The organism is Methylobacterium sp. 001424705, from assembly GCF_059816145.1.
The window spans coordinates 24,339-49,434 of sequence record NZ_JCBANU010000006.1 but is presented as its reverse complement, the minus strand read 5'-3'; the positions used below and the strand labels follow the sequence as shown (position 1 = coordinate 49,434).

The window sequence follows — 25,096 nt, the reverse complement described above, 5'->3', positions numbered from 1 at the left end:
CTCAAGGCCTCGCGGCTTCCGCCGTCTTCAGGCTGAGGACGTAGTCGATGACCGCATCCAGCTCGTCCCGGTCCAGCCGCACGCTCGGCATCCATTGATGGTGGCTCTGCAGGAAGACGTTGAGCGCGACGCCCGTGGTCGAGGGCATGGCGGCGATGGTCCGGAAGTCTGGTCCGACGTGTCCGCCGTCCTGTGGCTCCCTGCCGATGACGTGGCACCGGCTGCAAAGCTGCGCGGCCACGGTCCAGCCCCGGATGCGGTGATCCTCCCCCGGGCCGGAAGTGGCCGGAAAACCCAGCGTGACCACCGCCAGCCCCGAACAGGCCAGCCATCCGATCCGGGATGGTGTCGCTGGGGTCATGGCTTTCGCGCCAGCTTGAGCCATGCCAGAGCGGAGGCGAGACTCACGCCGCCGAGCGTCACGTGGGCCCAGGTCGCGACATCGTTGGCGGCGAACCCGAGCATCCAGGGGGCCAGCAGCGTCCAGGCCCCGATGAGCGCGATGGCACGCTCCAACACGGCGCGGAAGCGAAGCTGGTTGGCGGTGGACAGCCCGAAGACCAACAGGCCCGGCAGGAGCGCGGAGGCGCCGGGGCGGCCTTGGTCGACGAGGATGAGGACCCACGCGGCCAGCACCAGCGCGACGCCGGCCGCGTGCTGCAGGGCGCCGAGCAGGATCTCGTCCGTCCGCCATTCCGGTGGCGAGGGGCGCGCGTGCAGGTTGGATCGAGCCATGGGACGCCTCCGACCGGTGCCCGCGACAACATCCGCCGCGGTTCGCTGCCGTCATCCTCTCGCCGCGCGGGCCGGCCGGCCTTGATCTCGCTCAAAGTCTCTCCGCGGCGCGGCGTCAGGCATGAACCTCGGCGATGATGCAGCCTGGGTCGACGACCTCGCTGGCCGGCGCAACGACCTCCAGGCGCCCGCCGACCGGCGAGACGATGTCGTGGAGCGCCTCGCCGATCCGCACGGCGGCCACGGCCTCCCCGGCCCTCACCCTGGCCCCGTCCTCGACCAGCCAGCGCTCCAGGATGCCTTCGGGCAGCATCCCCGTGGACCACAGATCCTCGGATACGCGAACGTCCGGCATGGCCGGCCTCCCTTGCTGACGCGCGCCCGGAAGATCGGGGCGCAGTGACAAGGTAATGTTACGGGATCGGGTGACGCGTTGATCTGGATCAGGACCCGCTGACCTCCGGCCCACGACGGCGGGGCGGACGTCGGGGCCGCGTTGAGGCAGGTCAAGGCGCCCGGTGCGGCGCGGCGCATGCTGCTCCCGGGTTCCTTCTCGGGACAGCCGCATGCTCCTCGCCATGTCCGCCAGCGTCGCCCTCGTCATCACCACCATCCTGGTGCTGTACGAGATCCTGCGCCTGACCTCCGAGCACCTGGCGGAGCTTCCGATTCCACCGCGCGCCCGCATCCTCGTCGTGGTGCTGGCGGCCTTCGTCGGGCATACGGCGGCGGTGTGGATCTATGCCGGCGCCTATTGGCTGCTCGTGCTGCGGCTCGGTAACGGCGCCTTTGCGGGCGTACCGGTCACCACCTTCGAGGACTGCCTGTACTTCTCGGTGGTGACCTACACGACGCTCGGCTTCGGCGACCACTTCCCGGTCGGGCATGCGCGCCTCATCTCCGGCGTCGAGGCCCTGAACGGCCTGTTGCTGATCGGCTGGTCGGCCTCGTTCACCTATCTCGCCATGGAGCGATACTGGCCGCTGCACGGCAAGGGCCAAGCCCATCGGGTGGCGTCGTCCGGCTCCGGCAGCACGCTCCTTGCGCCGAAGCGGACGCGCTTCTTTCCGCAGACGGGGGCCGAGTTTGCGGCAGATCAAGGCGCCCAGCCGGATCCGGGGTCAACTCCGCTCGCGGGGGACGCGGCGGCGTCTCGTCGCGCGCGCACGGAGGCGACCCGATGAGGATGTTCCTGGTCACGTTCCACAAGCTGGTCAGCGACGATACCGGTCACGAGCGGCCTGCGCGCCAGCACCAAGTCCTCGTTCCGGCCACGTCGGAGGCCTCCGCCCGCGCAGCCGGGCAGGCGCTGTTCTGTGAAGCCAACGGCATCGTGGATTGGCGGCTGCGTGCGGACTCCTGCGAGGCCGCCGCGGTGCAGGAAGAACGCGCCTAGCGGCGCGAGGATCGGGAGCGAGGTCATGGCGCACGAGCTTACCGAACCGGTGCACTGGCGCGGGCGGCAGTGGGCCGTCACCGGCTACGGCATCGAGGCACTCGATGGGATGTACCACGTGTCGGCCGCGGAGATCTGGTCGGGCCCCGACGGCACGCTGCCGTGGCTCGAAGCCCTGCACCGTCGCTACGGCACGGACCGCGAGGACCTGGACGCGGCCCTGAAGGTCGCCCGCACGATCTGGTCCGCCCCCGATGCCCTGCCCCCGCTTGGGCACGACACGGGCCCTCGTGGCGCGCACGGCATCGACCGATGACCGAGATACCGGTCCCGGTCGCAAGCGTCCTGACCGAGCCGAATGACCCGGAGGGCCTGAGCGCCGCCGTCGGCCCCTCGAAACCACGCCTGCTGGGTGTTCTCGGACCGGGCCTGATCACCGGGGCCTCGGACGACGATCCCAGCGGCATCGCCACCTACGGGCAGGCCGGGGCGCAGCTCGGGTACGGCCTGTGCTGGACCATGCTCTACAGCCTGCCCCTGATGGCCGCCGTGCAGATGGTCTCGGCCCGGATCGGGCGCACCACCGGCCACGGCATCGCCGGCGTGCTGCGCCAGCACTATCCCAACGGCCTGCTCCAGGGCGTGGTCCTGCTCCTGCTCATCGCCAACATCCTGAACCTCGGCGCCGACCTCGGCGCCATGGCCGATGCCCTGAATCTCCTGCTGCCGGGCCCGCGCTGGCTCTATGTCGGGCTGTTCTCGGGGGCCTGCGTGTTCATGCAACTGGTGCTGCAGTACACCCGCTACGTCGCCGTGCTGAAGTGGCTGACCCTGAGCCTGTTCGCCTATCTCGGTGTGGTCGTGTTCGCCCATGTCTCCTGGTCCGAGCTCGGATGGGCCATGGCCGTGCCGCGTCTCGACGGCAGCGGGGCGAGCCTCACCACCCTGGTGGCGATCTTCGGCACCACGATCAGCCCGTACCTGTTCTTCTGGCAGGCGGCGGAGGAGGCCGAGGACCTGCACGCCTTCCCGCGGCGGCGCGACCTCGCCCACGCACCCGAGCAGGGAAAGGCGGCCCTTCACCGCATCCGGGTCGATACCCTCGTCGGCATGACGTTCTCGAACATCGTCGCCCTGGCCATCATGGTGACGACCGCCGCGGTGCTGCACCCGCACGGCATCACCGACATCCAGACCTCGGCCCAGGCCGCCGAGGCGCTCCGGCCCATCGCCGGCCCCCTGTCGGCGGGCGTCTTCGCGCTTGGCATCGTCGGCACCGGGCTCCTGGCGGTGCCGGTCCTGGCCGGCTCGGCGGCCTACGCGGTCGGCGAGGCGCAGCACTGGCCGGTCGGATTCGGACGTCACCTGCTCGAGGCACGCGCCTTCTACGGGACGGTGGCCCTCGCGACCCTCGTCGGCATGATCATCAGCCTGGGCGCCGTCGACCCGATCCGGGCGCTCTACTGGAGCGCGGTCGTCAACGGCGTCATCGCGGTGCCGATCATGGCCGTGATGATGCTGGCCGCGTCCCGCACCGACATCATGGGGGCCTTCGCCGTGCGCGGGCCGCTCCGGTGGCTCGGCTGGGCGGCCACCGCCTGCATGATGCTCACCGTCGCCGCGATGCTGATCAGCGCCGTCCTTCCGTTGCGATAGATCAAGGTCGACCGGACCTCCCTCCCCGATTCTCGGCGCCTGCAGCTTTGGAAGGACGGGCCATGCCAGGGACGGATCAAGCCTCGAGACGGGTCGTGCTCGTGGCCGAGCCGCAGGCGCTGCCGGCCATGTGGCTGGAGGACACGCTGACGGATGAGGGCTACGCGGTCGAAGGCCCCTATCCCACCTGCGAGGAGGCCGTGGACGGGTTGGCCCGCAGCGAGCCGGCCTTCGCCCTCGTCAGCGTCGACCTGCAGGAAGGCCCCTGCTTCCCCCTGGCCTGCGCGCTGCGCCGCCGCGGGATCCCGTTCGCGCTGTTCGCGGGCTCGATTCCCGTTCCAAAAGCCTTCGGCGACGTCCTCGTCCTCGACCGCCCCTGCCTGACGGAGGCCGTCGCACGGGCGATCCGGCTCCAGCGATTGGCGGAAGGGGCGCGGGCCGAGCCCAGGGAATGCCCGATGGAGGGCGGGATCCGCTCCGGCCAGGCCCTTGAGGTGGATCAATGCCCCGCGGCCTGCGGAAGCCAGGATACGGCACCCGGCCATCGTCACGAGGACGGATGCCGGTCCCTCCCCGAAGGAGATCTCTCATGAACGACAAGATCCTCCGCCAAAGCATCGTCGACGAACTCGACTTCGAGCCCAGCATCGATGCGGCCAACATCGGCGTCGCCGTGGACAACGGCATCGTCACGCTCACGGGCCATGTCGGCAGCTACACCGAGCGGCTGGCGGCCGAGAAGGCGGCCCGGAAGGTGCGCGGCGTGCGCGGCGTGGTCGAGGAGATCAAGGTCCGCTTCGCCGGCGAGGCACCGCCCCGCGACGAGGACCTGGCCCGACGCGCCGTTCAGATGCTCGACTGGTCCGTCAGCGTTCCGCCGAACGCCATCCAGGTGAAGGTGCAGGACGGCTGGGTCACGCTCACCGGCGAGGTCGCGTGGCAGTACCAGAAGGAGGAGGCCCAGGCCGCGCTCAAGCGCCTCTCGGGCGTTGCCGGCATCATCAACATGATCGAGGTCAAGCCGGCGGCGAGCGCCACGGACGTGCGCGCGAAGATCGAGGCGGCGCTCAAGCGCAACGCCGAGGTCGAGGCCGACGCGATCAAGGTGACGGTCAAGGACGCCAAGGTGACCCTGGAGGGCAAGGTGCATGCCTGGCACGAGCGCAACCTCGTCGAGAACGCCGCCTGGTCCGCTCCCGGCGTGCGCTCCGTCGTGGACCACCTGACGCTCGCTTGAACGACCGACCGGGGTCGGGCTCGCCGCCGGCCCCGCGCCGCCCCTTCCGAAGCCGACGCCGAACGGGAGATCCCCATGTCCTATGCCAGCCTCATGGTCTCGGTCGATCTCGGCGAAGCTGCGCGCGGCCGGATCCGCCTCGCCGGGCACCTCGCCGACGACTTCAAGGCCCGCCTCATCGGCATCGCGGCCGAGATGCCGGCTTACGAGGCTGCGCCCATCGGCCCGATGCTCGGAGGCGCCTTTTGCCTCCCCTCGGTTCAGGAGGCCGTCCTGAACGACCTTCGGATCGCGCACGCGACCTTCGACGAAGCCGCCGCCGGCCGAAGCCGCGTCGAGTGGCGCTCGAACCTGGACTTTCCGCTGGAGTTCCTGGCCCGCCAGTCGACCGCGGCGGACCTCGTGATCGTTGGCCGGGGCGACGCGGGCAACCCGCTCCTGTCGGTCGATCCAGGGGATGCGGTGATGCGGCTCGGCAGCCCGGTGCTGGTGGTCCCGCCGGAGATCGACCACCTCGATGCGCAGCGGGTGGCGGTCGCGTGGAAGAGCACCCGCGAAGCGCATCGGGCCGTCCGCGATGCGGTGCCCTTCCTGAAACGGGCGTCCCATGTCGTCGTGCTGACCGTCGATGAGGGCCAGGGCGCCGGCGATACCCGGGACATTGTCAGCCTCCTCCAGGCCCATGACGTCCACGCCACCGCCATGCCGAAGGACGCCTATGGCGCCACGACCGCCGAAGCGCTCGTCGAGGCGGCTAGCGAGTACGCCGCCGACCTGATCGTGGCAGGGGCCTATGGCCACGGCCGCCTGCGCGAATGGGCCTTCGGGGGCGTCACCCGCAACCTGCTCGCCGGCTGCCCCGTCTGCTGCCTCCTGAGCCACTGACGGAGACGAACGCTCGGCTTGGAGCGACCCCATGACCGGCAGGCTGAACCTCATGATCCCGCACGACGGCTCCGTCGTCGTCTGCGACGGCCGCAAGGCCTTGGTGCTCCGCAACGAGGGGCACCCGCGCGCCCTGGACCTGCGAATGGAGAGGGTGTTCGACGCCCCGCCCAACCCGCCGACCCGCGAGCAGGGCACGGACAGGCCTCCGCGGGTCAGGCTGGGCGACCGCCGCAGTTCCATCGAGCAGACGGACTGGCATCGGATGGCCGAGACCCGCTTCGCCCTGGACGTGGTGACGGCCCTGGACCGCATCGATCCTCTCCTCGCCTTGGTCGTGGTCGCACCGCCGAGGATGCTCGCGGAACTTCGGCGTGTCCTGCCCGAGCGCTTGCGGCGGGCCATCGTGGCCGAGGTCGACAAGGACCTGACCAAACACCCGGTCGAGGAGATCGGGCGCCATCTCGCCGATGCCTGAAGGACCGACCCCGGGCCGCCGGCCCGAAGCCGATGGTGGGCGACTCCACAGGCCGCCCGCAAGCCGGGCCTGCCGGGTGAGGCGAGAACGGGAGGATCCGGGCGCGGAGCGCGGCGTGCCGGGACCGGCGCCTCAGTGAGCCATCAGCACCGGCATCCGGGCGTTCTCGATGACGTGGCGGGTGACGCCGCCGAGCAGGAACTCGCGGACCCGGCTGTGGGTGTAGGCGCCCAGCGCGAGCAGGGAGGCGTCTCGCGCCTCGGCCTCCGCCAGGATCGCCGCCCCGACCGAAGCCGTTGCCGTCATCGGCAGGTTCACCGTCTCGGCCACGATGCCGTGCCAGCGCAGGTGTTCCGAAAGGTCGGCGGCGCAGGCCTCCGCGAACCGCTCGGTGCGGACGTGAAGGACGGTCACGCGGGTGGCCTCGCGCAGGAGGGCGATGGACTGGCCGATCAGGCGCGTCGCTTCCAAGCTGCCGTTCCAGGCAATGACCACATGGTAGAGCGGATCGTAGGTGACGGGCTCCCCGATCATCAGGGTCGGTCGGCCGACGGAGAACAAGGCCGTGTCGAGTGCCCGCCCGGTGAAGGGCCGCGCCGGATCGGGGCGGTCGACGATGATGAGATCGTTGACCCGGCCGAGGCGCGTCAGGAGCGGTTCGACCTCGCCGGAATGTTCGGACCAAGCCGCGAAAGTGGCATCGAGGCGCTCGCCGGCCGGCATGAACGCGACGCCCTGCCGGGCGCACCAGGCTTGCAGGGCTGCCTTTCCGGCGATGGCGGCCTCGCGCACGCCCTGCTCGATCGCCTGGATGGTCAGGTCGTCCACGGCCACCAAACTCGCCATTCCGGCGAGGACGTGCTCGGGACCGGGGGCCATGAAGCCGACCCCGATATGGGCGTGCAGGCGGCGGCTGAGGCGCAGCGCGGCATCGAGCCGGGGCGTCGCGTCGTTCCCGGGGGCCGTGGGTACGAGGAGGCAGCGCAGGTACACGAGTTCCTCCTCGATCAGCGTTCCAGCGTCTTCAGGTAGGCGATCAGGTTGTCCGCCTGGTCTGGTTCGAGGCGAAATTCCGGCATGGCGGGATGCCCGGTGGTGATGCCCTCCGCCAATGCCTCCGCGAGATCCTCGACGGGGTAGTGCGTGTGCAGCTCACGGAATGGCGGTGCGTCCCGGAGCGGGCTCGCACCCTGCCGCCCCACGGCGTGGCACCTGGCGCAGTTCGTCCGGGCGATGGTCTCCCCTTGCTTCGCCTTGAGGTCCCAGGCGGCGGCGGGGGCGAAGACGGACAGCCAAAGGAATGGCGCCGCGCTGATCGCCAGCAGATCACGTCGTTTTTGGGAGACGCGGCGCATCAGTGGCTCATCAGGCAGCAGAGGGGGGTCGTCTGAAGGATGTCGCGGGTGACGCCGCCGAAGATCCATTCACGAAGGCGGCTGCGCCCGTAGGCCCCCATCACCACCAAGTCGGCCTCCTCGCGCCGGGCGAACCGAAGGATCTCCTCAGCGGGGCTGATCTCCGGGCTGCGCAGCAGATGCGTGGTGACCGTGACGCCGTGGCCGGACAGATAGGCGGCGGCATCCTCGGCCCCCTCCTGGTCCGCCGCCGGGCCGACCACGGCGATGTGGACCTTGTCCGCCCGTGCGAGGAGCGGCAGAGCGTCATGGACGGCCCGGCGCGCCTCGCGGGTGTCCTTCCAGGCCACCACGATCCTCTTTGCCGCGAGATGTGCGAGTCCGGGCGGCGTGAGCAGCACGGGGCGTCCGACCTCCATCAGGAGCGGACCGACCGAGACAGCCATCACCCCCGGGTCGCCGTCGCCCGGCCCCTGCCGTCCGACGACCACGAGATCGGCGCTGCGCGCCTGTGCGGCGAGGTAGGCCAGGGGCGAGCCGGTCACGGATCTCCAGGCCCGAGACTGCGCCGCTGCCGCCTCGCGCGCGAAGAGGGCCTGGGCCGCGGCGAGATCCTCCTCGGCCGATCGCTCCTCGGCCGCCCAGGCGCGCTCGGCCTGCAGCACGTCCCCGATCGGTATCGGACCGAGGACCGGGCGCCCGGCGACGCCGGTGAGCTTGGACCCGAAGCGCTCGGCGAGGCCGGCGGCAAGCCGAACGCGGTCCGACGCAGCGGCCCCGAGATCGACCGAGACCATGATGTTGGAGATCGTCACGAGTTCCCCCCCGAGCCCGGGCTCGACCGCACTGTCGGGACACCTTGCCTGCGATGGCCCCCGGGGCCTTTGATCCATCTCAAGGACCGGCGGATGGCCGGCCACGTCCGCTTCGCGGCAGCGGCGTCTGGCGCGCGACGGTCCTTCGCGAGGGCGCGCCTGGCGGGGAATCGGGCGGGCGCCGAAGCCCTCCCCGGTCCCCGATCGAACGACCCGAATCCGGGCTTCGCCCTCCATCGGGCCCATCCTCTGCGCGTCCCGCGCATGACGGGGAGTGGCCGCCGCCCGTCCCTTGGACAATCCCTGAAACAGTCCCTCGGACAGCTTCGTGCGCCGCCCCCGCGGGAGGAGACGTCCGGATTGGCAGCGCGCCATCCGGCCCCCCTGATCCGCGTCGGTCATTCCGAACCCGCCTGCATCGGTGGGGCGGGGAAACACCGGTCCCGTCACCAAGCCAGCCGGAGGCGGTCGTCGACGGCATGGACGCCCGGGGTCGACCAGGCCGCACGCTCCGCGAGCTCGCGCTCCCGCCACAGGTCGACGCATCCGTCGAGGATCACCGTGTCGCCCTCCACGCGCACGGTAATCGTGTCGGGATCCCGCGCCGTCCGTTTCAGGGCTGCGAGCACCTTCGCCTTCACGTCGCGCGACCGAACGGAGGGCTTGACCGCGAGGAGGTTCAGGACCTCCCGGACTCCGGCGAGCTTCGCCACTGCGGATTGCGCCGCAGCCCTCTGATAGTACCAGGGGACGCAGCCATCGAGGGTGACACGGCCCTCCTCGACCTTGACCTTGATGGCTTCGTCCGGGACCTGGACGTTCCAGGCCAGAACCTTCACGACGCGGGCGGCGAGCTCCTCGTCGCCGGTTTTCTGGTCTGCGGGGTAGCGGACCTCGATCTCCTCGACGACGGCCCGGACTCCGCGGACCCGCTGCGCGACCTTCTCGGCGGCGATCTTCTCGGCATAGGTGGCGACGTGGCCGGACAACGTCACGAGACCGTCCCGAACGGCCACGCCGATATGCGCCGCGTCCACCTTCGGATCGAAGTCCAATTCCTCCAGCACGTGCTGGCGCAGGGTCCTGTCGTCCATCGTCCGTCTCCCGTTCGCGTTCACGCGGGGCTTCAGAGCACGAGCCAGAGCAGGGCCGGCGTGACCAGCGAGGCCACAATCGCGAGACCCAGGGCCTGCAGGCTGCCGATGCTTCGGTAGCGGTGCCCGTTCGAGACGACCGAGGGTGCATCCGTATTGTGCGCCCGAAGCGTGACCGGCATCCGGACATGCTGGACCGGCCGGATGTAAGTGGATCTCATGACCAGGGTCATCGTCGGCTCCCGTTCGCGATTACGCGAGGCATGATGACCGTCGGACCGGCGACGGCCTTGAGATGGATCAAGGCCGTCCCCTTCGGGGCCTGCGGGCTTCACGTCGTCGGGCGCCGGGCGAGCGGCTGAGGCACCAGGACGGCCGCCCCCCGCAAGATCCCGGACCGGTGATCCGCGATCGCCTCGTTGGCCCGCTCCAGCGGGTAGGGACGCGTGTGGGTGACGATGCCCGCCCGCGGGACGAGCGCGAAGAAGCTGCGGGCGTCCTCGCGGGTCAGGTTCGCCACCGACAGCACCGCGCGCTCGCCCCAGAGAAGTTCGTACGGAAAGGCGGGGATATCGCTCATGTGGATGCCGCCACAGACGACCCGGCCACCCTTGCGCACCGCTTTCAGCGCCGTCGGGACGAGGGCCCCGTCCGGCGCGAAGACCAGGGCGGCGTCCAGCGGCGCCGGCGGCGGCGCGTCCGTCCCGCCGGCCCACTCCGCCCCGACGGATCGCGCGAAGGCCTGGGTCTCGCGGTCGCCGGGGCGGGTGAAGGCGAAGACACGCCGGCCCTGCCATCGGCAGACCTGGGCGATGATGTGGGCCGCCGCGCCGAAGCCGTACAGCCCGACCGTCTCCGCCGCGCCGGCCATCCGCAAGGTTCGCCATCCGATCAGGCCGGCGCAGAGCAGCGGTGCCGTCGCGACCGGGTCGAGATCGGCACCGAGGGGGATCGTGAAGGCTGCCTCGGCCAGGATGTCGGTCGCGAAGCCGCCGTCGCGCGTGCAGCCCGTGAAGCCGGGCGCGTCGCAGAGGTTCTCGCGGCCGGCCTCGCAATGGGAGCAATGCCCGCAGGCATGCCCGAGCCACGGCACGCCGACCCGGCTGCCCAACGGTGGCACTCGGACATCCGGGCCGCGCGCCGCGACGATGCCGACGACTTCGTGGCCGGGCACGATGGGATACGTCGCCTGCGGGAGTTCTCCGTCGATGAGGTGGAGGTCCGTGCGGCAGACCGCGCAGGCCTCGACCCGGATCCGGACCTCGCCGGGCCCCGGTTCCGGGGTCGGGCGGCACTCGGGGGCAAGGAATCCTCCGGCCTCCCGCAGGACCATCGCGAACATGGTGCCCTCCTCCGACAGCAGGCGCGTTGCGGACGTTCCGCAAGGTGACGTCGCGCGACGACCCGCCGGCGCGGCCGGTGATTGCCCCCGCGGACGCTCTGTCGGCCCTCACCCGGCGGTGCGACGGCCGCGTGGCTTCGGGGGCGGTGACCGAGCTTCGACGACCGCTGCGGGTCTCGGATCGAAGGGGAGCACGGAGGCACCGGCGGCGATGATGCCGGCCAGGGTCCGCACATCGTCCGGCATCCTCGGATCGCGCGCGATGCGTTCCGCCTCGCGCTGCAGGCGCAGATTGCAGGGGGCGGGAGGCAGGCCGGCGACAGGGGTACAGGCGTCGTGCCGTGCGCACGCCGCATCGAGGGCGTCGATGGGAGGGAGAGGGGCGTTGTTGCCCAGGCCGCAATAATTGCCGTGAAAGACCAGTGCGGGCGCAGGGGACTGCGCCCGCGCCGGAAGCGAGACGCTCAGACAGACTATGAGGGGGAGAAGGGCAGCCGCCGGCATCATGGTCCGCATCCCCGTGCGCGCAGAACGATCCGCAGGCTGCCTCCGGCAGGACGGAGCGGCGTTGATCCAGCGCAAGGCGGGACGTTTGGCAGACCGCATCATGTCCGGAAGATCACCGCACCCCGGGACCCCGACATGGATGAGCCGCTCACAGGAGGCTTGGATGGAGGCTTGGACGCCGCCAGCGGAGGCACCCCGCTCCCGCCTGCCGACTCCTTCGCGCCCGGTCCCCTCGGCCCGGACCAGTTGCGGGAGATCCACGCCTACTGGCGGGCCGCGAACTACCTGTCGGTCGGGCAGATCTACCTGATGGACAACCCGCTGCTGCGCGAGCCCCTGACGGCGGAGCAGATCAAGCCGCGGCTCCTCGGCCACTGGGGCACGACGCCGGGACTGAACTTCGTCTACGCCCACCTGAACCGCGTCATCCGGCAGCGCGACCTCGACATGCTCGCCGTGTGGGGGCCGGGCCACGGGGCGCCGGGCCTCGTCGCCAACGCCTACCTGGAGGGCACCTACAGCGAGACCTACCCGGACGTGGCGCAGGACCTCGACGGCATGACCCGTCTGTTCCGCCAGTTCTCCTTCCCCGGGGGGATCCCGAGCCACGCCTCGCCCGAATTGCCGGGTTCCATCCACGAGGGGGGCGAACTCGGCTATTCACTGGCGCATGCCTTCGGGGCGGCCCTCGACAATCCGGACCTGACCGTCGCCTGCATCGTCGGCGACGGCGAGGCGGAGACCGGGCCGCTGGCCGCCTCCTGGCACGCGAACAAGTTCCTCGACCCGCGCCATGACGGGACCGTCCTGCCGATCCTGCACCTCAACGGCTACAAGATCGCCAACCCGACACTTCTCGCCCGCATCCCGCAGGCGGAGCTGCGCAGCCTTCTCGTCGGCTACGGCTACGAGCCGGCCTTCGTCGAGGGCCACGAGCCCGCCGCGATGCACCAGGCCATGGCGACGGCTCTCGACGCGGCCTTCGACGCCATCGCGGCGATCAGGAGCGCCGCCCACCGGGGCAAGGTCGAGCGGCCGCGCTGGCCCATGATCGTGCTGCGCAGCCCGAAGGGCTGGACCGGCCCCGAGACCGTGGACGGCAAGCCCGTCGAGGGGACCTGGCGCGCGCACCAGGTTCCCGTCGCCGCCGTGCGGGACAACGCGGACCATCGCGCCATCCTGGAAGCCTGGATGCGATCCTACCGGCCCGAGGAGCTGTTCGGGCAGGACGGCGCGCTGGTTCCGGAGCTCGCGGCACTGCCCCCGAAGGGCCGACGGCGCATCTCGGCCAACCCGCACGCCAATGCCCACACGAGCGCGCCCCTACGCCTTCCAGACCTGCGCCGCCTCGCCGTCGCGGTGCCCGAGCCCGGCCGGGTCCGGGCCGAGGCGACCCGCGTGCTGGGGACCTACCTGCGGGAAGTCCTGATCCTCAACGCGGAGGCCCGCAACTTCCGCATCATGGGTCCCGACGAGACCGCCTCGAACCGCCTCGACGGCGTCTTCGCGGTGACGAGCCGGGCGTGGCAGGAGGCGATCCTACCGGGCGACGACCACCTCGGGCGCGACGGGCGCGTCATGGAGGTGTTGAGCGAGCATCTCTGCGAGGGCTGGCTCGAAGGCTACGTCCTCACCGGCCGGCACGGCCTGTTCGCGACCTACGAGGCCTTCGCGCACGTGGTCGATTCGATGGTGAACCAGCACGCCAAGTGGCTGAAGTCCGCGCGCGAGCTGCCCTGGCGCCGGCCGGTCCCCTCCCTCAACATCCTGCTGTCGTCGCACGTCTGGCGCCAGGACCACAACGGATTCAGCCACCAGGACCCGGGCTTCATCGACTTCGTGGCCAACAAGCGCGGCGACACGGCGCGCATCTACCTGCCGCCGGACGCGAACAGCCTCCTGTGCGTCATGGACCACTGCCTGCGCACCTACGACCGCATCAACGTGGTGGTGGCCGGCAAGCAGCCCGCCCTTCAATGGCTCAGCCCGGACGAGGCGGCCAAGCACTGCGCGGCCGGCGCCTCCATATGGAATTGGGCGACGAACGAGGGCGAGTCCGAGCCCGACGTGGTGATGGCCTGCGCCGGGGACGTGCCGACGATGGAGACCCTCGCGGCCGTGGACTGGCTGCGCCGGCATGTTCCCGAGCTGCGGGTCCGGGTCGTCAACGTCGTCGACCTGATGACGTTGGCGTCGCGCGAGATGCATCCGCACGGACTCGACGCCCCGACCTTCGACAGCCTCTTCACGCGCGACCGGCCGGTGGTGTTCGCCTATCACGGCTATCCCTGGCTCATCCATCGGCTGACCTACAAGCGGACGAACCACGGCAACTTCCACGTGCACGGCTTCATCGAGGAAGGCACGACGACGACGCCCTTCGACATGTGCGTCCTGAACCGGCTCGACCGGTTCCATCTCGCACAGGCCGCCCTGCAGGCCGCGCCGCGGCTGGGCGCCCGGGGGGAACACGCCGAGGAGGCGCTTCGGGACGTGCTGGCGACCCATCGCGAGCACGTCTGCCGGACCGGCGACGATCTGCCGGCGGTCCGGGACTGGGTCTGGCCCGAGGGCCCCGCGCACGCCGACCGGCGCCGGATCGAGGCGGACCTCATGCAGGGCGATCCGCCGGACAGGCACGAGCCCCCGGCCGGCGAGACCGTCGACGGCTGGACGGTCCTGCCGGAAATCGAGCAATGATCCTTGTCCTCAACGCCGGCTCCTCCAGCCTGCGCTGCGCCTTGTTCCGGTCCGGTGCGGATGCCCCGGTCTGGCGCGCGCACGTCGCCGACATCGGAAACGCCCCGCGGCTCGCGGTGGATGGCCTCGCCCGCGGCGACGAGCAGCCCCCGGCCGGGGACCATCCCGAGGTCGCCCGGTGGCTCTTCGGACGGCTGCCCGCCGCGCCGACGGTGGCCGGGCACCGCATCGTCCACGGGGGCTTGCGCTACGCCGCGCCGGTGCGCCTCGATGCCGAGGTGCTCGCCGACCTGGAGACGTTGGTCCCGCTGGCGCCGGCCCATCAGCCCCAGGCGTTGGCCTGCATCCGGACGGTGACGGAGATTTGGCCTGGCCTGCCGCAGGTCGCCTGCTTCGACACCGCCTTCCATCGCACCCAGGACCGGCTCGCCCAGATCTATCCCCTTCCCCGCGCTCTCCTCGACGAGGGCCTCATCCGCTTCGGCTTCCACGGCCTCTCCTACGCCCACGTCGCCCGGCTTTGCCCGCAGGGCCGGGTGCTCGCCGCCCATCTCGGGCACGGGGCCAGCCTCTGCGCCATCCTGGACGGGCGCAGCGTCGCCACCACCATGGGCTTCACGACGCTCGACGGGGTGATGATGGGCACCCGCAGCGGCTCGGTGGATCCGGGCCTGGTCCTGCACCTGATCCGCGGGCGCGGCCTGTCGCCCGATGCGGTGGCCTCGCTCCTCAACGAGCGGTCGGGCCTCCTCGGGGTCTCGGGGATCAGCGACGACGTGCGGGTGCTGGCGGCGAGCCCAAGTCCCGATGCGCGGGAGGCCCTCGACCTGTTCGCCTACAGGATCGTGCGCGAGGCGGGCTCGCTGATCGCGGCCCTCGGCGGCCTCGACACCCTCGTGTTCACCGGGGGCATCGGCGAGCACGCCGCCGAGGTCCGCACCGCCGTCTGCCGCGGACTGGCGTTCGCAGGCGTGGCCCTCGACGCGGACGCCAACGCCCGTGCCGCGGGGGTCATCGGGGCCCGCGCCTCCCGCGTGCAGATCCGCGTCGTCTCCGCCGACGAGGAGCGCGAGATCGCGGTCGCGACCGGAGGCTCGGTGCACGGGGGCCTCGAGGGGCGCGCGGCCCGGGCGCCGGCCCTTGCACATCCGGCGTCCAGACTTTAATTATTCCAGATAAGATCTGTCCCACGTCGGAGGCGGCCGGCGCCGTGCAGTCGAGATGACGCCCAACACGAAGCCCTCACCCGTCCGCCAGCTCAAACGGTATGGCGGGTGCAGGCTCTACGACCCCGAGAGCCGAGCCTATCTGGCGCCCGAGGACCTGGAGCGGCTGATCCGCCGCGGCGTCAGGATCAGCGTGCGCGAAGCCGGGTCGGGTCAGGACGTCACCCATGAGGTCGTTCCCCCGAATCTCCAGTGAGCGGCGGGCCGAAACCCCGCACGGGCCGCGCGCCACCGCTCACCGCCGATCTCGCTCCGCAGCGGTCGCTCCCGAGGCCCGGAGCGACCGGCTCCATCGCCGCGAGCGGCCCGCCTTCCCCCCGTGGGAACCCTCGGCGTCAGGTCTGACGTCCAGCGCCGGCGCGGTCGACGCGGGCGACCATGAACGTGCGGTAGACCCCGTCGTCGGCATCACGGATCGAGACGTAGTCGCCCGGAACGAAGGCGTGCGTGCCGAGGTGGTAGCCCGGCTCGTCGTCCTCGTTCGTCCAATCCTCGTAGTCGATCAGCCAGGTCGCGCCGCCCTCCCCGCCGGCCCGGTGAACGAGGCGACCGTCGCGGTCGCGTTGGCCCGCCCAGAAGCGGCGCACACGGCAACTGTCGCGGGTCTCGCGCCAGAGGGCGGGATCGAGGTGCCCGTCCGGTCCGAGCGGCACGACCATCTCGTAGCCCCGGGCCACGCTGCCGTCCGGAAAGTCCGGGCAGCGGGCCAGCGTCAGGGTCACCCGATACAGCATCCCCGGCAGGGCGTGCTGTCCGGGAGGCTTGCCGTGTCGCTGGTCGGATGGGGAGGATCCCTGTGTCCCATGAGGCATGTCCCGTCTCCTCAGCGCAGGGCGACGATGTGATCGACGACGGTCCGGACGCCCGGTACGGACCAGGCCGCCTGCTCGGCGGCATCCCGTTCGATGCCGACCGTGACGGCCCCCTCCAGGGTGACCCGGTCGCCCTCGACGCTGACCTTGATCGCGTCCGCCTCGAACAGGGCGTTCCGCCGGAACGCCTCCAGGATCTTCGCCTTGACCGCCGTCGGTTGCACGTCCGGCCTGACCTCGACGAGGTTCGTCACACCGAAGACGCCGGAGAGCTTGCGGACGGCCGCCTCGGCGCCCATCGCCTGGTACTGCCAGGGCACCGCCCCGGTGAGCGTCACCCAGCCCTGCGCGACCTTCACCTGGATGGCGTCCTTCGGGAGGTGGACGGACCAGTCGAGGATGGCCAGGGCCCGCGCGGCGATCTGATCGTCCTCGATCTTCTTGGCGTCGGGAAGGCGAACCTGGATCTCCTGGGCGATGGCCCGCACGCCCTTGACCCGTTTCGCCGCGCGCTCGGCCTCCACCTTCTCGGCATAGCTGCCGACATGCCCCGTCAGGGTCACCACGCCGTTCGAGACGGCGATGCCGATCTCGGCGGCATCCAGGCTCGGGTCGAAGTCGAGCTCGTCGAGCACATCGCGGCGAAGATCCTTGTCGGTCATGGCGTCTCTCCCGTCTGCTGTCGTGAGGAAGTCCGGACCAGGATGACGCGCCCTAGGCGGAGGAGCCTTGATCCAGCGCAAGCCCGACGCGCTGTTCGGCGCGGACGAAGGCGATGCAGCGCTCCATTTCCCGGCGCAGGTTCGCGAGGGGCTCGTCGATGCCGCAGGCACGAAGGTCCGCGCGAAGGCGCGCGAGCAAGGCGTCGTCGTCGGACACCACGGCTTCCTCGGCGAAGGACGTGACGTAGGCGGAGGCCGCGTCCCCGGTCAGGTGCATCCGCTCGGCCGCCCAGGTCGCCAGCAGGCGATTGCGGCGGACACGCGCCTGGAAGCGCAACTCCTCCTCGTGGGCGAAGCGGCTCTCGAAGGCCCGCTCGCGCTCGTCGAACGTCGTGTTCATCGGATGCCTCACCTGTCGGGCCACGTCGGGCCACGTCGAAACGGCTCCCTCACTCTCGCCCCGCCGGGATGCGCGCACCTTGAGGCAGATCAAGGCCCGGCGGGCGGCGTCCGGCACGGCTCTCCACCACGGTCCCGAGATGCCGGAGTGCGGTCGCGAGCGGGGCATCGCCGGCCGGATCGATGCGGGCATCCTCGACGATGCCGTTCTGCAGGGACGTGGCGTCCCCGTCGGGATGGCCGGTCGGCACCGCTTCCTCGTCCCGCGTCGTGACATCGCCATCCTGCGCGACCACGAGGTCGGGCTCGATGCCGCGTCCCTGCACCCTTCGGCCCGCCGGCGTGACGAACCAGGCCGTCGTCAGTCGCAGGCCGCGTCCGCTGCGATGGAGATACGTCGTCTGGACGGCACCCTTTCCGTAGGTGCGCGTCCCGACCAGGGTCGCGCGTCGGTGGTCCTGAAGCGCGCCGGCCACGATCTCGGCCGCGGAGGCGGTGTCGCCGTCCACGAGCACCACCAGGGGAAGCCCGTCGACGAGGTCCTTGCCGCCGCGGTCGAGCGCGAAACGCTCGACGTCCCCGGGGCCGCGTCCCACCAGGCGCACGATCTCTCCCCGCCCCAGGAACGCCCCGGCGACCGCCACGGCCTGCACGACGAGACCGCCGGGGTTCCCGCGCAGGTCGAGGACGAGACCCGTGATCGCCTCCGGACCGATGTGAGCCTGGAGGCCCGCCACGGCCTTGAGCAGCCTCCCGGTGGTGAAGTCGTCGAAGTGGTCGAGCCCGACATAGCCCACGGTGCCCAGAAGACGCGTGCGGACCGGGTGCAGGGGAAGCCACTCCCGTGTCAGGGCGACCTCGGTGGCGGCCTGTCTCTCCGAAAGGCGGACCCGCAGGTGCACGGCGGTTCCAGGATCACCGCGCAGGAGGTCGACGATCCCGGTGCGGTCGATGGTGTGGACGGCCCTGCCGTCGATCCGCTCGATGATCGTTCCGGCGTGCAGACCGGCCCGGGCCGCCGGGGCGCCGGGCAAGGCGGACCGGACGCGCCCGCCTGCCTCGACCGTCACGCCGATCCCCGCGTAAGTCCCGGTATCCTCCTCGTCGAACGCCTGAAGCTCGGCCGCGGTCACGTATCCCGAGTACGGATCCAACGATGCGACCATCCCGGAGATCGCCGCATCCACGAGCTGACCGTCGCGGCGCTCCTCCGCCGCCTTCGCGCGGATGGCATGGAACGCCGCTCCGAAGACGCTGAGGGCTTCGTAGAGACCGCCGGGCGTATCCCCGGTCCTTTCCCCGGTCCTTTCCCCGGTCCCCCGCCGGGCGTCCGGCGATGCCGTGCACGCCAGGAGGGCGGCGGCAACGGCCGCGAGGCCGGCCAGCCAGCGGGAGCGGTGGCGAACCCGACGAGGGATCGCCCGTCGCGCGGATTGGGCGTCGTTCGGGCCGGGCATGGGCTGGCCTCGGGATGGGCAGGCCTCGCGATGGGCAGGCCTCGGGGAAGGCATCCGCGAGACTGCCCAGGCCACGGTCACCCCTGCCTTGAGATGGATCAAGGTTCCCGGCTTCCCGTGCGGACAGGGTCTGCGCCTGTTCGCAGCGGAGCACCGCATGACCTGGCGCCTGTCCCTCGGAGCCGCGGCGACCCGCGGGGCACGCCTCGCGGTCGGCGACGAGGGGGGACGGACCGCCGATCCCCGAACGGTCGGGAATGCGACGTCCCTTCGGGGATGGCGCGAGGCCGCCCGCGGTCTCGCGCCGATCCGGATGGCCATCGTCCATCCCTGCGATACGACCTCCCTCCTGGGTGCGGTCGCGGCCTGGGAGGCGGGTCTGATCGAACCCGTCCTGGTCGGACCGGAGGCGCGGATACGGGCGGTCGCCGCCGAGGCTGGCCTCGCGCTCGATGGCTTCGAGCTCGTCGACGCGCGGCACAGCCATGCGGCGGCCGAGACGGCGGTGGCGCTCGCGCGTACCGGGAAAGTCGCCGCCCTGATGAAGGGGGCGCTCCATACCGACGAGATGATGCAGGCCGCCGTCCGAAAGGCGGGGGGTCTGCGAACCGAGCGGCGGATGAGCCACGTCTACGCGCTCGACGTGCCGCACCATCCCAAGCCGCTCTTCATCACGGACGCGGCGGTCAACATCGCCCCCTCGCTCGATGACAAGCGCGACATCGTCCAGAACGCCATCGAGCTCTGCCACGCCCTCGGCATCCGGGAGCCGAAGGTCGCAGTTCTCTCCGCCGTCGAGACCGTCAACGCGCGGATCGTCTCGACCGTCGATGCCGCCGCGCTCTGCAAGATGGCTGAACGGGGCCAGATCACCGGTGGCATCGTCGATGGCCCCCTCGCCCTCGACAATGCGGTGTCGGGACCGGCGGCCGCGGCCAAGCACATCGTCTCACGGGTCGCGGGTGATGCCGACGTGCTCGTCGTGCCGGACCTCGTGTCGGGGAACATGCTGGCCAAGCAGTTGGTGCACCTCGCCGGCGCCGAGGCCGCCGGCCTGGTTCTGGGCGCGAGCGTGCCGATCGTCGTGACCAGCCGGTCCGAGGGCGAACCGTCCCGGGTGGCGTCATGCGCCATGGCGCGTCTCAGCGCGCCCCACCGCTGCATCGGGTCTGGCACCGTCCGTCGATCCGCCGAGGGGCCTTGATCCAGATCATGGCCCCGGCCGACGGCCGCGGCACTGGATCGACATGCCCGCCAGCCCGGTCCCCGCGGGGCCGCGGTCCGGTGCGGAGGATTCCCGAGCCAGACGGAGATTGCGATGTCCTCCCCCATCGACGAGCCCGACCCGTTCGACCCCTTCGGCATCGTCGCCGCGACGGACGAGTGGTGCGGCCTGCTGAAGGCTGCTGAGGAACTCCGGAACGTCGACGGGGAGATGATGGAGACGATGCTGGAGGCCGGGGCGCCCGGCCCGGCCTCCCTCCGGCTCGGGCGCCAGCACGAGGCGCCGCGGCATCGCGGACCCGCGGCGACGCCTGAGTCTCGACCCCGTAGCCAGGCAGCGGCAACAGCTCGCGGCCATGCGGGCCATTGAGGCGGGCTGCTCGGACTGTACGGAACGCAGCCGCTGCGCACGCGAACCGAGGGCGGGAACGCCACCCGGCGCCCACCGGGCGTTCTCTCCGAACGGCTCGCGCTTCGACCGGCGGCAGTCCGTTTAACCCGTCCTCTCGTCCATCTCTCCGTTGCGGTGCCCCGGGCCGTGAGAGGCGGCAATGTGCCCGAACGCGCTCAGCTTTGGGCTTGCAACGGTCATCGCCGCGGCCCCGGTTTCGACAGCGGTCGGCTCGGTCCGCCGGCTCGGGGCAGGCCTCGTGTCACCGACGCACAGACGTATCGTACGCGGCTATCGCGAGCACCGGCATCGTCGCTGCGCCCGGCACCGAGGTCACGACCGCTGCCGTTGAAGGCCTCTGAGCCTTCTTGGGCGAACGGAGCGTCCGGTGCCTGTGGCCGGCTCCATTTGCCTTCTCGGGGAATCCGCGCGTCCGAACGCAGGCCTCGGGCGGTGCTTCGATGCTCACAGCGCCCGATGCCGATCCGCTCGGACGTTGACGCGGATCAACGCCCGGCCGGCCGACCATCGGGAGACTGGGACGGGGCGGACCAGACCGGGCTTTCAGATGGCATGCGATCAACCCCACGGCAGCCCCAGGACGGCCTGCGATCCGGCCGTGGCGCCTCACGGTCCCGAACGCCCGATCGCCGCGCACGGATCCACCCGGCAGGACATCGGGGCCGCACTTTGGGACCCGCGCACCGCACCCCGTTCGACGCTGGCTGGGAAGGAGGGCGCCCATGCCGTGCCGAGCGGGGACGTTCCAGAGATGTTCGGAACGTGCCAGAGCGCGGGCCTGACGGACGCGGAGGCCCAGCGACGGCTCGCCCGCTTCGGCCCGAACGTGATTGCCACGAAGGAGAAGGCCGGCACGCTGGCCCTGCTCCTGAACCAGTTCATGAGCCCGGTCGTCTCCCTGCTCGCCGCGGCGGGTGCGCTCTCGCTCTACTTCGGCGACTGGCAGGAGGCGACCGCGATCATCGCGGTGCTGGCCATCAACACCGGCCTTGGCTTCTCGACCGAACTGAGGGCGGCGCGGTCTGTCGAGGGGTTGCGGGCGCTCGGGACGCGCTCGGCCCGCGTGCGCCGCGACGGGCACGCACGGGTGCTTCCCGCAGAGGATCTCGTACCGGGGGACATCGTGTTGGTCGAAGGCGGCGATGCCGTCCCGGCCGACATCCGGCTGGTCGAGGCGTCGAACCTGGGCGCGGACGAGTCCACCCTCACGGGCGAGTCGGTGCCCGTGGACAAGGCGCCGGAGCCGGTCACCCCGGACGCGCGGCTCGCCGAGCGCACCTGCATGCTGTTCCGCGGCACGCTGATCACGCGCGGCAGCGGCCTCGGTATCGTCGTGGCCACCGGCCTGGGAACCGAGCTCGGCGCCGTCGCACGCCTCGTCGCGCAGGCCGAGCCGGACACCTCGCCCCTGGAGCGGCGCCTGGAACGTCTGTCCCGCCAGATGGTCTGGGTGATCCTGGCGCTTGCCCTCGTCCTCGCGGGCCTCGGCGTGGCGACCGGCAAGGATCTCCGCCTCATGACCGAGGCCGGCATCGCGCTGGCGGTCGCGGCCATCCCGGAGGGCTTGCCGGTCGTCGCGACCCTGGCGCTGGCGCGAGGCATGTGGCGGATGGCGCGGCGGAATGCGTTGATCGAGCGCCTGTCGGCCGTCGAGACCCTCGGCGCCACCACGGTGATCCTCACCGACAAGACGGGCACGCTCACCGAGAACCGCATGACGGTGCGGTGGCTGTCGGTGCCGTCGGGCGAGGCCGACCCGACCGATCCGGGCTCCGCCGCCGCCGAGACCGGACGGTTGCTTCGCGTCGCGGTCCTCTGCAACGACGCCTCCCTGGGGCAGGATTCCCGACAGGGCAGCGGCGACCCGATGGAACAGGCGCTGCTGCGGACGGGTCGCTCGGTCGGGCTCGACCGCGCGGCACTCCTGCGCGACCGGCCGCTCGTGGGGAAGCACGCCTTCGATGCGGGCACCCGCATGATGGCCACCGTCCATGCCGTCGAACCGGGCCACTGGGTGGCGGTCAAGGGGGCCCCGGAGGCCGTTCTGGCCGCCTCGCGCTCGGTCGGTGGCGCGGAGCGGGACGTCCCGCTGGACGACGGCGCCCGGGACCTGTGGCGGCGTCGCGTCGAAGACCTGGCCGCGCGGGGCCTGCGGGTCATTGCCTGCGCGGAGAGGTCGGGGGGCGCTGCGGGGGGCCATCCCTTCCGGGACCTCACGTTCCTCGGTCTGGTCGGGCTGGAAGACCCCGCCAGGTCGGACGTTCCGGAGGCTCTGGCCGCCTGCCGCGCCGCGGGCATTCGCGTGGTCATGGTGACCGGCGACCACGCCGTCACGGCCCTCAGCATCGCGCGCGCGGTCGGGCTCGCCGGCCGCGGGGACCGCGTCGTCGAGGGCGGCAGCACCGGCGAGATCCCGGGCCGCCTGGACGAGGTCGCGGTCTTCGCGCGGGTGAGCCCCGCCGAGAAACTGTCCCTGGTCAGGGCGTACCAGGCGAAGGGCGAGATCGTCGCCATGACGGGCGACGGCGTCAACGACGCGCCGGCGCTGAAGCAGGCGGATATCGGCGTGGCGATGGGGCGGAGGGGGACGGACGTGGCGCGTGAGGCGGCTGCCATGGTCCTCATGGACGACGCCTTCCCGACCATCGTGGGCGCGATCCGCGAGGGGCGGATCATCTTCGACAACATCCGCCGCTTCGCCGCCTATCTCCTCGCCTGCAACCTGAGCGAGGTGATGATCGTCGGACTCGCCATCGTCTCCGCCCTGCCGCTCCCCATCCAGCCGCTGCAGATCCTCTACCTCAACGTCGTGACCGACGTCTTCCCGGCCTTCGCCCTGGCGATGTGCGAGGGACGGGACGACATCCTCGCACGACCGCCGCGCGACCCGCGCGAGCCCATCCTCGGACGTCCCCAATGGGTGCGGATCGTTCTGCACGCCGCCGTTCTGACGGTCGCGACCTTCGCGGGGCTGGCGGTCGCCGAATCCTGGTTCGGCCTCGACCGGGCCTCCAGCGTGACCGTGACCTTCCTGACCCTCGCCTTCGCGCAACTCTGGCAGGTCTTCAACATGCGGGCCTCCGGCGCGAAGCCATTTCGCAACGAGGTGACGCGCAACCCCTGGGTCTGGGCCGCCCTCCTTCTCTGCACGGTGCTGCTCGTCGGCCCGGCTTACGTGCCCGCGGCCGGGAAGGTGCTCGGCCTCGTGCCGCCCGACGCGACCATGTGGGCGATCATCCTCGGCGCGAGCGTCGCCCCGCTCCTGCTCGTCCAGGTCGGGACGATGGCCAGGGGCGCCCGCGGACCCGTCGGCAGGACATGACGGCCGCCGTCCCGGCGCGATGCCCAGGCGACCCGACCGGCCGGCGTTGCGATGGATCAACGCGGGACCGAACCGCGGTGCGAAACTGGGTCCGTCAAAACGCCCGGAGCCCCGCATGTCCCGTCCGCTCTCATCCCCGCACGCCGAGATCCGCGATGTTCTCGTGTGCCTCACCGAGGAGGGCCGCGGCGACGAGGCCGAAACCGCTCTGGCTTACGGACTATCGCTCGCCGCCGCGACGCGCGCCCACCTCACCGTCCAATCCGCGGCACGGCGCCTGGCCGTGGTCGCCGGCGGGGCGTGGGGGTTCGTGAACGACCTCGTGGCGACCGAAAACAGGCGGCTGCGCGGCCTCGCGCAGGCCCTGGCCGAATGCGCCGTGGCGGACGCCGCCAGCGTGGGCGTGACCTGCACGGCCGAGGCGCCTTACCTTGCCTACACGGACCTGGTCGCGCGCCTCACCGCCCGCGCGCGGCTCGCGGACCTGACCGTCCTCGATGCCGAGGCGAGGGAGCTCGATCTCGACCGCGACCTCATCGACGGGATCCTCTTCCGGAGCGGGCGACCGCTCCTCGTGGTTCCGCCCGGCTGCGAGACCTACGCCGCGCGGCGGATCCTCGTCGCCTGGGACGGCAGCGCCCGGGCGGCCCGGGCGGCGAACGACGCGCTGCCGTTCCTGCGCGCGGCGGAGCTGGTGGAAGTCGTGTCCGTCGTCGGGGAGAAGGACCTCTCGACCTCCGCGGCCGGCGCCGAGTTCGCCCCGCACCTCGCGCGGCATGGCGTGACGGTTTCCGCGGTCGACGTGCCGGTCGTCGGCGACGTCGCCGAGACGCTCAGGGTCCGGGCCGGCGAGATCGGCGCCGACATGCTGGTGATGGGCGCCTACCGGCATTCGCGCCTCCAGGAATGGTTCCTCGGCGGCGTGACGCAGTCTCTCCTCAAGCGCAGCCCCTTGCCTCTGTACCTGTCCCACTGACCGGGGCGCCGCCGGCGGCCGCAAGCAGGGCCCCACGCAGGACGGCAGGGATCGCGGAAGCCGGCATGGGCTCGAACGAGGTCGCAGCAAGCCATCGCGCTGGGGATGGGTGGGCACGCGATCTCGCGCGCATCGCCGTCTCGGCCGGCTCGGCCGTCCTCTCCGCGGCCGGTCGCGCACCGAGATGGAAGGGGGGGATCGCCTGTCACCGATGTGGATCTCGCCGCCGAGCGCGCCATCGGCGGCCGGCTTTCGGAGCGATTCCCGAGACTGCCCATCGTCTCCGAGGAGCGGATTGCCGCGGGGGACATTCCGGCGACGGGGCCGCGCTTCGCGCTCGTCGCCCCCGGGACGGCACATCGCGTGCCGGCGCTCGGCCGTCGAGGTCCGGGACGTGCACCGCCCG

General features: G+C 71.5%; 28 protein-coding genes. 15 read left to right on the top strand and 13 right to left on the bottom strand.

All coding sequences use genetic code 11. The features are described 5' to 3' along the window. Position 1: 1 nt before the first annotated feature. From AC6EUL_RS06765 to AC6EUL_RS06755, 3 genes are all read right to left on the bottom strand, one after another. Positions 2–361: a c-type cytochrome gene (locus AC6EUL_RS06765; RefSeq protein WP_499869565.1), complete on the bottom strand. Its 360-nt coding sequence runs from the start codon at positions 359–361 to the stop codon at positions 2–4. Continuing rightward, complete coding sequence (locus AC6EUL_RS06760; protein ID WP_056220126.1) at positions 358–735, bottom strand: SPW repeat protein; 378 nt, start codon at positions 733–735, stop codon at positions 358–360. The genes AC6EUL_RS06765 and AC6EUL_RS06760 overlap by 4 nt, the downstream gene beginning before the upstream one ends. 115 nt (positions 736–850) lie before the next feature. Then, a complete protein-coding gene (locus tag AC6EUL_RS06755; protein WP_056220123.1) occupies positions 851–1,090 on the bottom strand; it encodes a biotin/lipoyl-containing protein in 240 nt (79 codons plus the stop codon). A gap of 211 nt (positions 1,091–1,301) precedes the next feature. On the opposite strand from AC6EUL_RS06755, the gene AC6EUL_RS06750 reads away from it, so the two are divergent. From AC6EUL_RS06750 to AC6EUL_RS06715, 8 genes are all read left to right on the top strand, one after another. Further along, positions 1,302–1,919, top strand: coding sequence for a potassium channel family protein (locus tag AC6EUL_RS06750; protein ID WP_499869562.1), 618 nt, complete (start codon positions 1,302–1,304; stop codon positions 1,917–1,919). Continuing rightward, positions 1,916–2,131, top strand: a complete 216-nt coding sequence (locus tag AC6EUL_RS06745; RefSeq protein ID WP_056348500.1) for a hypothetical protein — start codon at positions 1,916–1,918, stop codon at positions 2,129–2,131. The genes AC6EUL_RS06750 and AC6EUL_RS06745 overlap by 4 nt, the downstream gene beginning before the upstream one ends. Before the next feature lie 25 nt (positions 2,132–2,156). Next, positions 2,157–2,447 (top strand): hypothetical protein, encoded by a 291-nt coding sequence (locus AC6EUL_RS06740; RefSeq protein WP_499869560.1) that lies wholly within the window; start codon positions 2,157–2,159, stop codon positions 2,445–2,447. Continuing rightward, a complete protein-coding gene (locus tag AC6EUL_RS06735) occupies positions 2,444–3,787 on the top strand; it encodes an NRAMP family divalent metal transporter (RefSeq protein ID WP_056220114.1) in 1,344 nt (447 codons plus the stop codon). Before AC6EUL_RS06740 ends, AC6EUL_RS06735 begins: the two co-directional genes overlap by 4 nt. A gap of 62 nt (positions 3,788–3,849) precedes the next feature. Beyond that, entirely contained in the window at positions 3,850–4,380 is a 531-nt protein-coding gene (locus tag AC6EUL_RS06730; RefSeq protein ID WP_244479974.1) for a response regulator, read from the top strand. Further along, entirely contained in the window at positions 4,377–5,024 is a 648-nt protein-coding gene (locus AC6EUL_RS06725) for a BON domain-containing protein (protein ID WP_056348492.1), read from the top strand. The genes AC6EUL_RS06730 and AC6EUL_RS06725 overlap by 4 nt, the downstream gene beginning before the upstream one ends. Before the next feature lie 75 nt (positions 5,025–5,099). Next, positions 5,100–5,909: a universal stress protein gene (locus tag AC6EUL_RS06720; protein ID WP_056220108.1), complete on the top strand. Its 810-nt coding sequence runs from the start codon at positions 5,100–5,102 to the stop codon at positions 5,907–5,909. A 31-nt stretch (positions 5,910–5,940) separates the two neighbouring features. Then, complete coding sequence (locus AC6EUL_RS06715) at positions 5,941–6,387, top strand: host attachment protein (RefSeq protein WP_499869557.1); 447 nt, start codon at positions 5,941–5,943, stop codon at positions 6,385–6,387. A gap of 132 nt (positions 6,388–6,519) precedes the next feature. Here AC6EUL_RS06715 and AC6EUL_RS06710 read toward each other — a convergent pair whose 3' ends face one another. The 6 genes from AC6EUL_RS06710 to AC6EUL_RS06685 form a co-directional block, all read right to left on the bottom strand. Further along, positions 6,520–7,380: a universal stress protein gene (locus tag AC6EUL_RS06710; protein WP_499869555.1), complete on the bottom strand. Its 861-nt coding sequence runs from the start codon at positions 7,378–7,380 to the stop codon at positions 6,520–6,522. A 14-nt stretch (positions 7,381–7,394) separates the two neighbouring features. Continuing rightward, positions 7,395–7,742: a c-type cytochrome gene (locus AC6EUL_RS06705; protein ID WP_499869553.1), complete on the bottom strand. Its 348-nt coding sequence runs from the start codon at positions 7,740–7,742 to the stop codon at positions 7,395–7,397. Then, on the bottom strand, positions 7,742–8,557 hold the full coding sequence (locus AC6EUL_RS06700) for a universal stress protein (RefSeq protein ID WP_499869551.1): 816 nt from the start codon (positions 8,555–8,557) through the stop codon (positions 7,742–7,744). Before AC6EUL_RS06700 ends, AC6EUL_RS06705 begins: the two co-directional genes overlap by 1 nt. A 446-nt stretch (positions 8,558–9,003) precedes the next feature. Further along, positions 9,004–9,651: a BON domain-containing protein gene (locus AC6EUL_RS06695; protein WP_056348475.1), complete on the bottom strand. Its 648-nt coding sequence runs from the start codon at positions 9,649–9,651 to the stop codon at positions 9,004–9,006. Positions 9,652–9,683: 32 nt separating this feature from the next. Continuing rightward, the gene (locus tag AC6EUL_RS06690; protein WP_244480207.1) at positions 9,684–9,872 is read right to left on the bottom strand and encodes a hypothetical protein; all 189 of its coding nucleotides are present in this window, start codon (positions 9,870–9,872) and stop codon (positions 9,684–9,686) included. Between the two features lie 110 nt (positions 9,873–9,982). Further along, a complete protein-coding gene (locus AC6EUL_RS06685; RefSeq protein ID WP_056382678.1) occupies positions 9,983–10,993 on the bottom strand; it encodes a zinc-dependent alcohol dehydrogenase family protein in 1,011 nt (336 codons plus the stop codon). A 678-nt stretch (positions 10,994–11,671) separates the two neighbouring features. Here AC6EUL_RS06685 and AC6EUL_RS06680 point away from each other — a divergent pair. Genes AC6EUL_RS06680 through AC6EUL_RS06670 form a run of 3 tightly spaced genes read left to right on the top strand, consistent with a single transcriptional unit; the run spans position 11,672 to position 15,622 of the window. Next, positions 11,672–14,200, top strand: coding sequence for a phosphoketolase family protein (locus tag AC6EUL_RS06680; protein WP_499869547.1), 2,529 nt, complete (start codon positions 11,672–11,674; stop codon positions 14,198–14,200). Beyond that, positions 14,197–15,366, top strand: a complete 1,170-nt coding sequence (locus AC6EUL_RS06675; RefSeq protein ID WP_499869545.1) for an acetate/propionate family kinase — start codon at positions 14,197–14,199, stop codon at positions 15,364–15,366. The genes AC6EUL_RS06680 and AC6EUL_RS06675 overlap by 4 nt, the downstream gene beginning before the upstream one ends. A 55-nt stretch (positions 15,367–15,421) precedes the next feature. Then, on the top strand, positions 15,422–15,622 hold the full coding sequence (locus AC6EUL_RS06670; RefSeq protein ID WP_056270463.1) for a polyhydroxyalkanoate synthesis regulator DNA-binding domain-containing protein: 201 nt from the start codon (positions 15,422–15,424) through the stop codon (positions 15,620–15,622). Positions 15,623–15,761: 139 nt separating this feature from the next. On the opposite strand, the gene AC6EUL_RS06665 is transcribed toward AC6EUL_RS06670, so the two are convergent. The 4 genes from AC6EUL_RS06665 to AC6EUL_RS06650 are packed head-to-tail and all read right to left on the bottom strand — an operon-like array spanning position 15,762 to position 18,528. Further along, entirely contained in the window at positions 15,762–16,238 is a 477-nt protein-coding gene (locus tag AC6EUL_RS06665) for a hypothetical protein (protein WP_200941273.1), read from the bottom strand. An 11-nt stretch (positions 16,239–16,249) separates the two neighbouring features. After that, on the bottom strand, positions 16,250–16,900 hold the full coding sequence (locus AC6EUL_RS06660) for a BON domain-containing protein (protein WP_056220072.1): 651 nt from the start codon (positions 16,898–16,900) through the stop codon (positions 16,250–16,252). 52 nt (positions 16,901–16,952) lie between these two features. Next, on the bottom strand, positions 16,953–17,300 hold the full coding sequence (locus tag AC6EUL_RS06655) for a DUF1476 domain-containing protein (RefSeq protein WP_056220069.1): 348 nt from the start codon (positions 17,298–17,300) through the stop codon (positions 16,953–16,955). Positions 17,301–17,349: 49 nt separating this feature from the next. Then, the gene (locus AC6EUL_RS06650; protein ID WP_499869665.1) at positions 17,350–18,528 is read right to left on the bottom strand and encodes a S41 family peptidase; all 1,179 of its coding nucleotides are present in this window, start codon (positions 18,526–18,528) and stop codon (positions 17,350–17,352) included. A gap of 385 nt (positions 18,529–18,913) precedes the next feature. Between AC6EUL_RS06650 and AC6EUL_RS06645 the strand changes: the two genes are divergently transcribed. The 4 genes from AC6EUL_RS06645 to AC6EUL_RS06630 all read left to right on the top strand — a co-directional run bounded on the left by AC6EUL_RS06645 (position 18,914) and on the right by AC6EUL_RS06630 (position 24,690). After that, complete coding sequence (locus AC6EUL_RS06645; RefSeq protein ID WP_499869542.1) at positions 18,914–19,960, top strand: bifunctional enoyl-CoA hydratase/phosphate acetyltransferase; 1,047 nt, start codon at positions 18,914–18,916, stop codon at positions 19,958–19,960. 114 nt (positions 19,961–20,074) lie between these two features. Further along, on the top strand, positions 20,075–20,350 hold the full coding sequence (locus AC6EUL_RS06640) for a hypothetical protein (protein ID WP_499869540.1): 276 nt from the start codon (positions 20,075–20,077) through the stop codon (positions 20,348–20,350). A gap of 769 nt (positions 20,351–21,119) precedes the next feature. Continuing rightward, positions 21,120–23,714, top strand: coding sequence for a cation-translocating P-type ATPase (locus AC6EUL_RS06635; RefSeq protein ID WP_499869538.1), 2,595 nt, complete (start codon positions 21,120–21,122; stop codon positions 23,712–23,714). A gap of 115 nt (positions 23,715–23,829) precedes the next feature. After that, positions 23,830–24,690, top strand: a complete 861-nt coding sequence (locus tag AC6EUL_RS06630) for a universal stress protein (RefSeq protein ID WP_056220066.1) — start codon at positions 23,830–23,832, stop codon at positions 24,688–24,690. The last annotated feature ends 406 nt before the right edge of the window (positions 24,691–25,096 follow it).

What these genes read in the sequence shown, in the direction of transcription:
- AC6EUL_RS06675 (WP_499869545.1), top strand. Translation starts at nt 14,197, where the DNA reads ATGATCCTTGTCCTCAACGCCGGCTCCTCCAGCCTGCGCTGCGCCTTG.
- AC6EUL_RS06735 (WP_056220114.1), top strand. Translation starts at nt 2,444, where the DNA reads ATGACCGAGATACCGGTCCCGGTCGCAAGCGTCCTGACCGAGCCGAAT.
- AC6EUL_RS06705 (WP_499869553.1), bottom strand. Translation starts at nt 7,742, where the DNA reads ATGCGCCGCGTCTCCCAAAAACGACGTGATCTGCTGGCGATCAGCGCG.
- AC6EUL_RS06665 (WP_200941273.1), bottom strand. Translation starts at nt 16,238, where the DNA reads ATGCCTCATGGGACACAGGGATCCTCCCCATCCGACCAGCGACACGGC.
- AC6EUL_RS06660 (WP_056220072.1), bottom strand. Translation starts at nt 16,900, where the DNA reads ATGACCGACAAGGATCTTCGCCGCGATGTGCTCGACGAGCTCGACTTC.
- AC6EUL_RS06670 (WP_056270463.1), top strand. Translation starts at nt 15,422, where the DNA reads ATGACGCCCAACACGAAGCCCTCACCCGTCCGCCAGCTCAAACGGTAT.
- AC6EUL_RS06645 (WP_499869542.1), top strand. Translation starts at nt 18,914, where the DNA reads ATGACCTGGCGCCTGTCCCTCGGAGCCGCGGCGACCCGCGGGGCACGC.
- AC6EUL_RS06740 (WP_499869560.1), top strand. Translation starts at nt 2,157, where the DNA reads ATGGCGCACGAGCTTACCGAACCGGTGCACTGGCGCGGGCGGCAGTGG.
- AC6EUL_RS06755 (WP_056220123.1), bottom strand. Translation starts at nt 1,090, where the DNA reads ATGCCGGACGTTCGCGTATCCGAGGATCTGTGGTCCACGGGGATGCTG.
- AC6EUL_RS06745 (WP_056348500.1), top strand. Translation starts at nt 1,916, where the DNA reads ATGAGGATGTTCCTGGTCACGTTCCACAAGCTGGTCAGCGACGATACC.
- AC6EUL_RS06695 (WP_056348475.1), bottom strand. Translation starts at nt 9,651, where the DNA reads ATGGACGACAGGACCCTGCGCCAGCACGTGCTGGAGGAATTGGACTTC.
- AC6EUL_RS06690 (WP_244480207.1), bottom strand. Translation starts at nt 9,872, where the DNA reads ATGAGATCCACTTACATCCGGCCGGTCCAGCATGTCCGGATGCCGGTC.
- AC6EUL_RS06730 (WP_244479974.1), top strand. Translation starts at nt 3,850, where the DNA reads ATGCCAGGGACGGATCAAGCCTCGAGACGGGTCGTGCTCGTGGCCGAG.
- AC6EUL_RS06750 (WP_499869562.1), top strand. Translation starts at nt 1,302, where the DNA reads ATGCTCCTCGCCATGTCCGCCAGCGTCGCCCTCGTCATCACCACCATC.
- AC6EUL_RS06640 (WP_499869540.1), top strand. Translation starts at nt 20,075, where the DNA reads ATGTCCTCCCCCATCGACGAGCCCGACCCGTTCGACCCCTTCGGCATC.
- AC6EUL_RS06655 (WP_056220069.1), bottom strand. Translation starts at nt 17,300, where the DNA reads ATGAACACGACGTTCGACGAGCGCGAGCGGGCCTTCGAGAGCCGCTTC.
- AC6EUL_RS06765 (WP_499869565.1), bottom strand. Translation starts at nt 361, where the DNA reads ATGACCCCAGCGACACCATCCCGGATCGGATGGCTGGCCTGTTCGGGG.
- AC6EUL_RS06760 (WP_056220126.1), bottom strand. Translation starts at nt 735, where the DNA reads ATGGCTCGATCCAACCTGCACGCGCGCCCCTCGCCACCGGAATGGCGG.
- AC6EUL_RS06725 (WP_056348492.1), top strand. Translation starts at nt 4,377, where the DNA reads ATGAACGACAAGATCCTCCGCCAAAGCATCGTCGACGAACTCGACTTC.
- AC6EUL_RS06720 (WP_056220108.1), top strand. Translation starts at nt 5,100, where the DNA reads ATGTCCTATGCCAGCCTCATGGTCTCGGTCGATCTCGGCGAAGCTGCG.
- AC6EUL_RS06630 (WP_056220066.1), top strand. Translation starts at nt 23,830, where the DNA reads ATGTCCCGTCCGCTCTCATCCCCGCACGCCGAGATCCGCGATGTTCTC.
- AC6EUL_RS06685 (WP_056382678.1), bottom strand. Translation starts at nt 10,993, where the DNA reads ATGTTCGCGATGGTCCTGCGGGAGGCCGGAGGATTCCTTGCCCCCGAG.
- AC6EUL_RS06715 (WP_499869557.1), top strand. Translation starts at nt 5,941, where the DNA reads ATGACCGGCAGGCTGAACCTCATGATCCCGCACGACGGCTCCGTCGTC.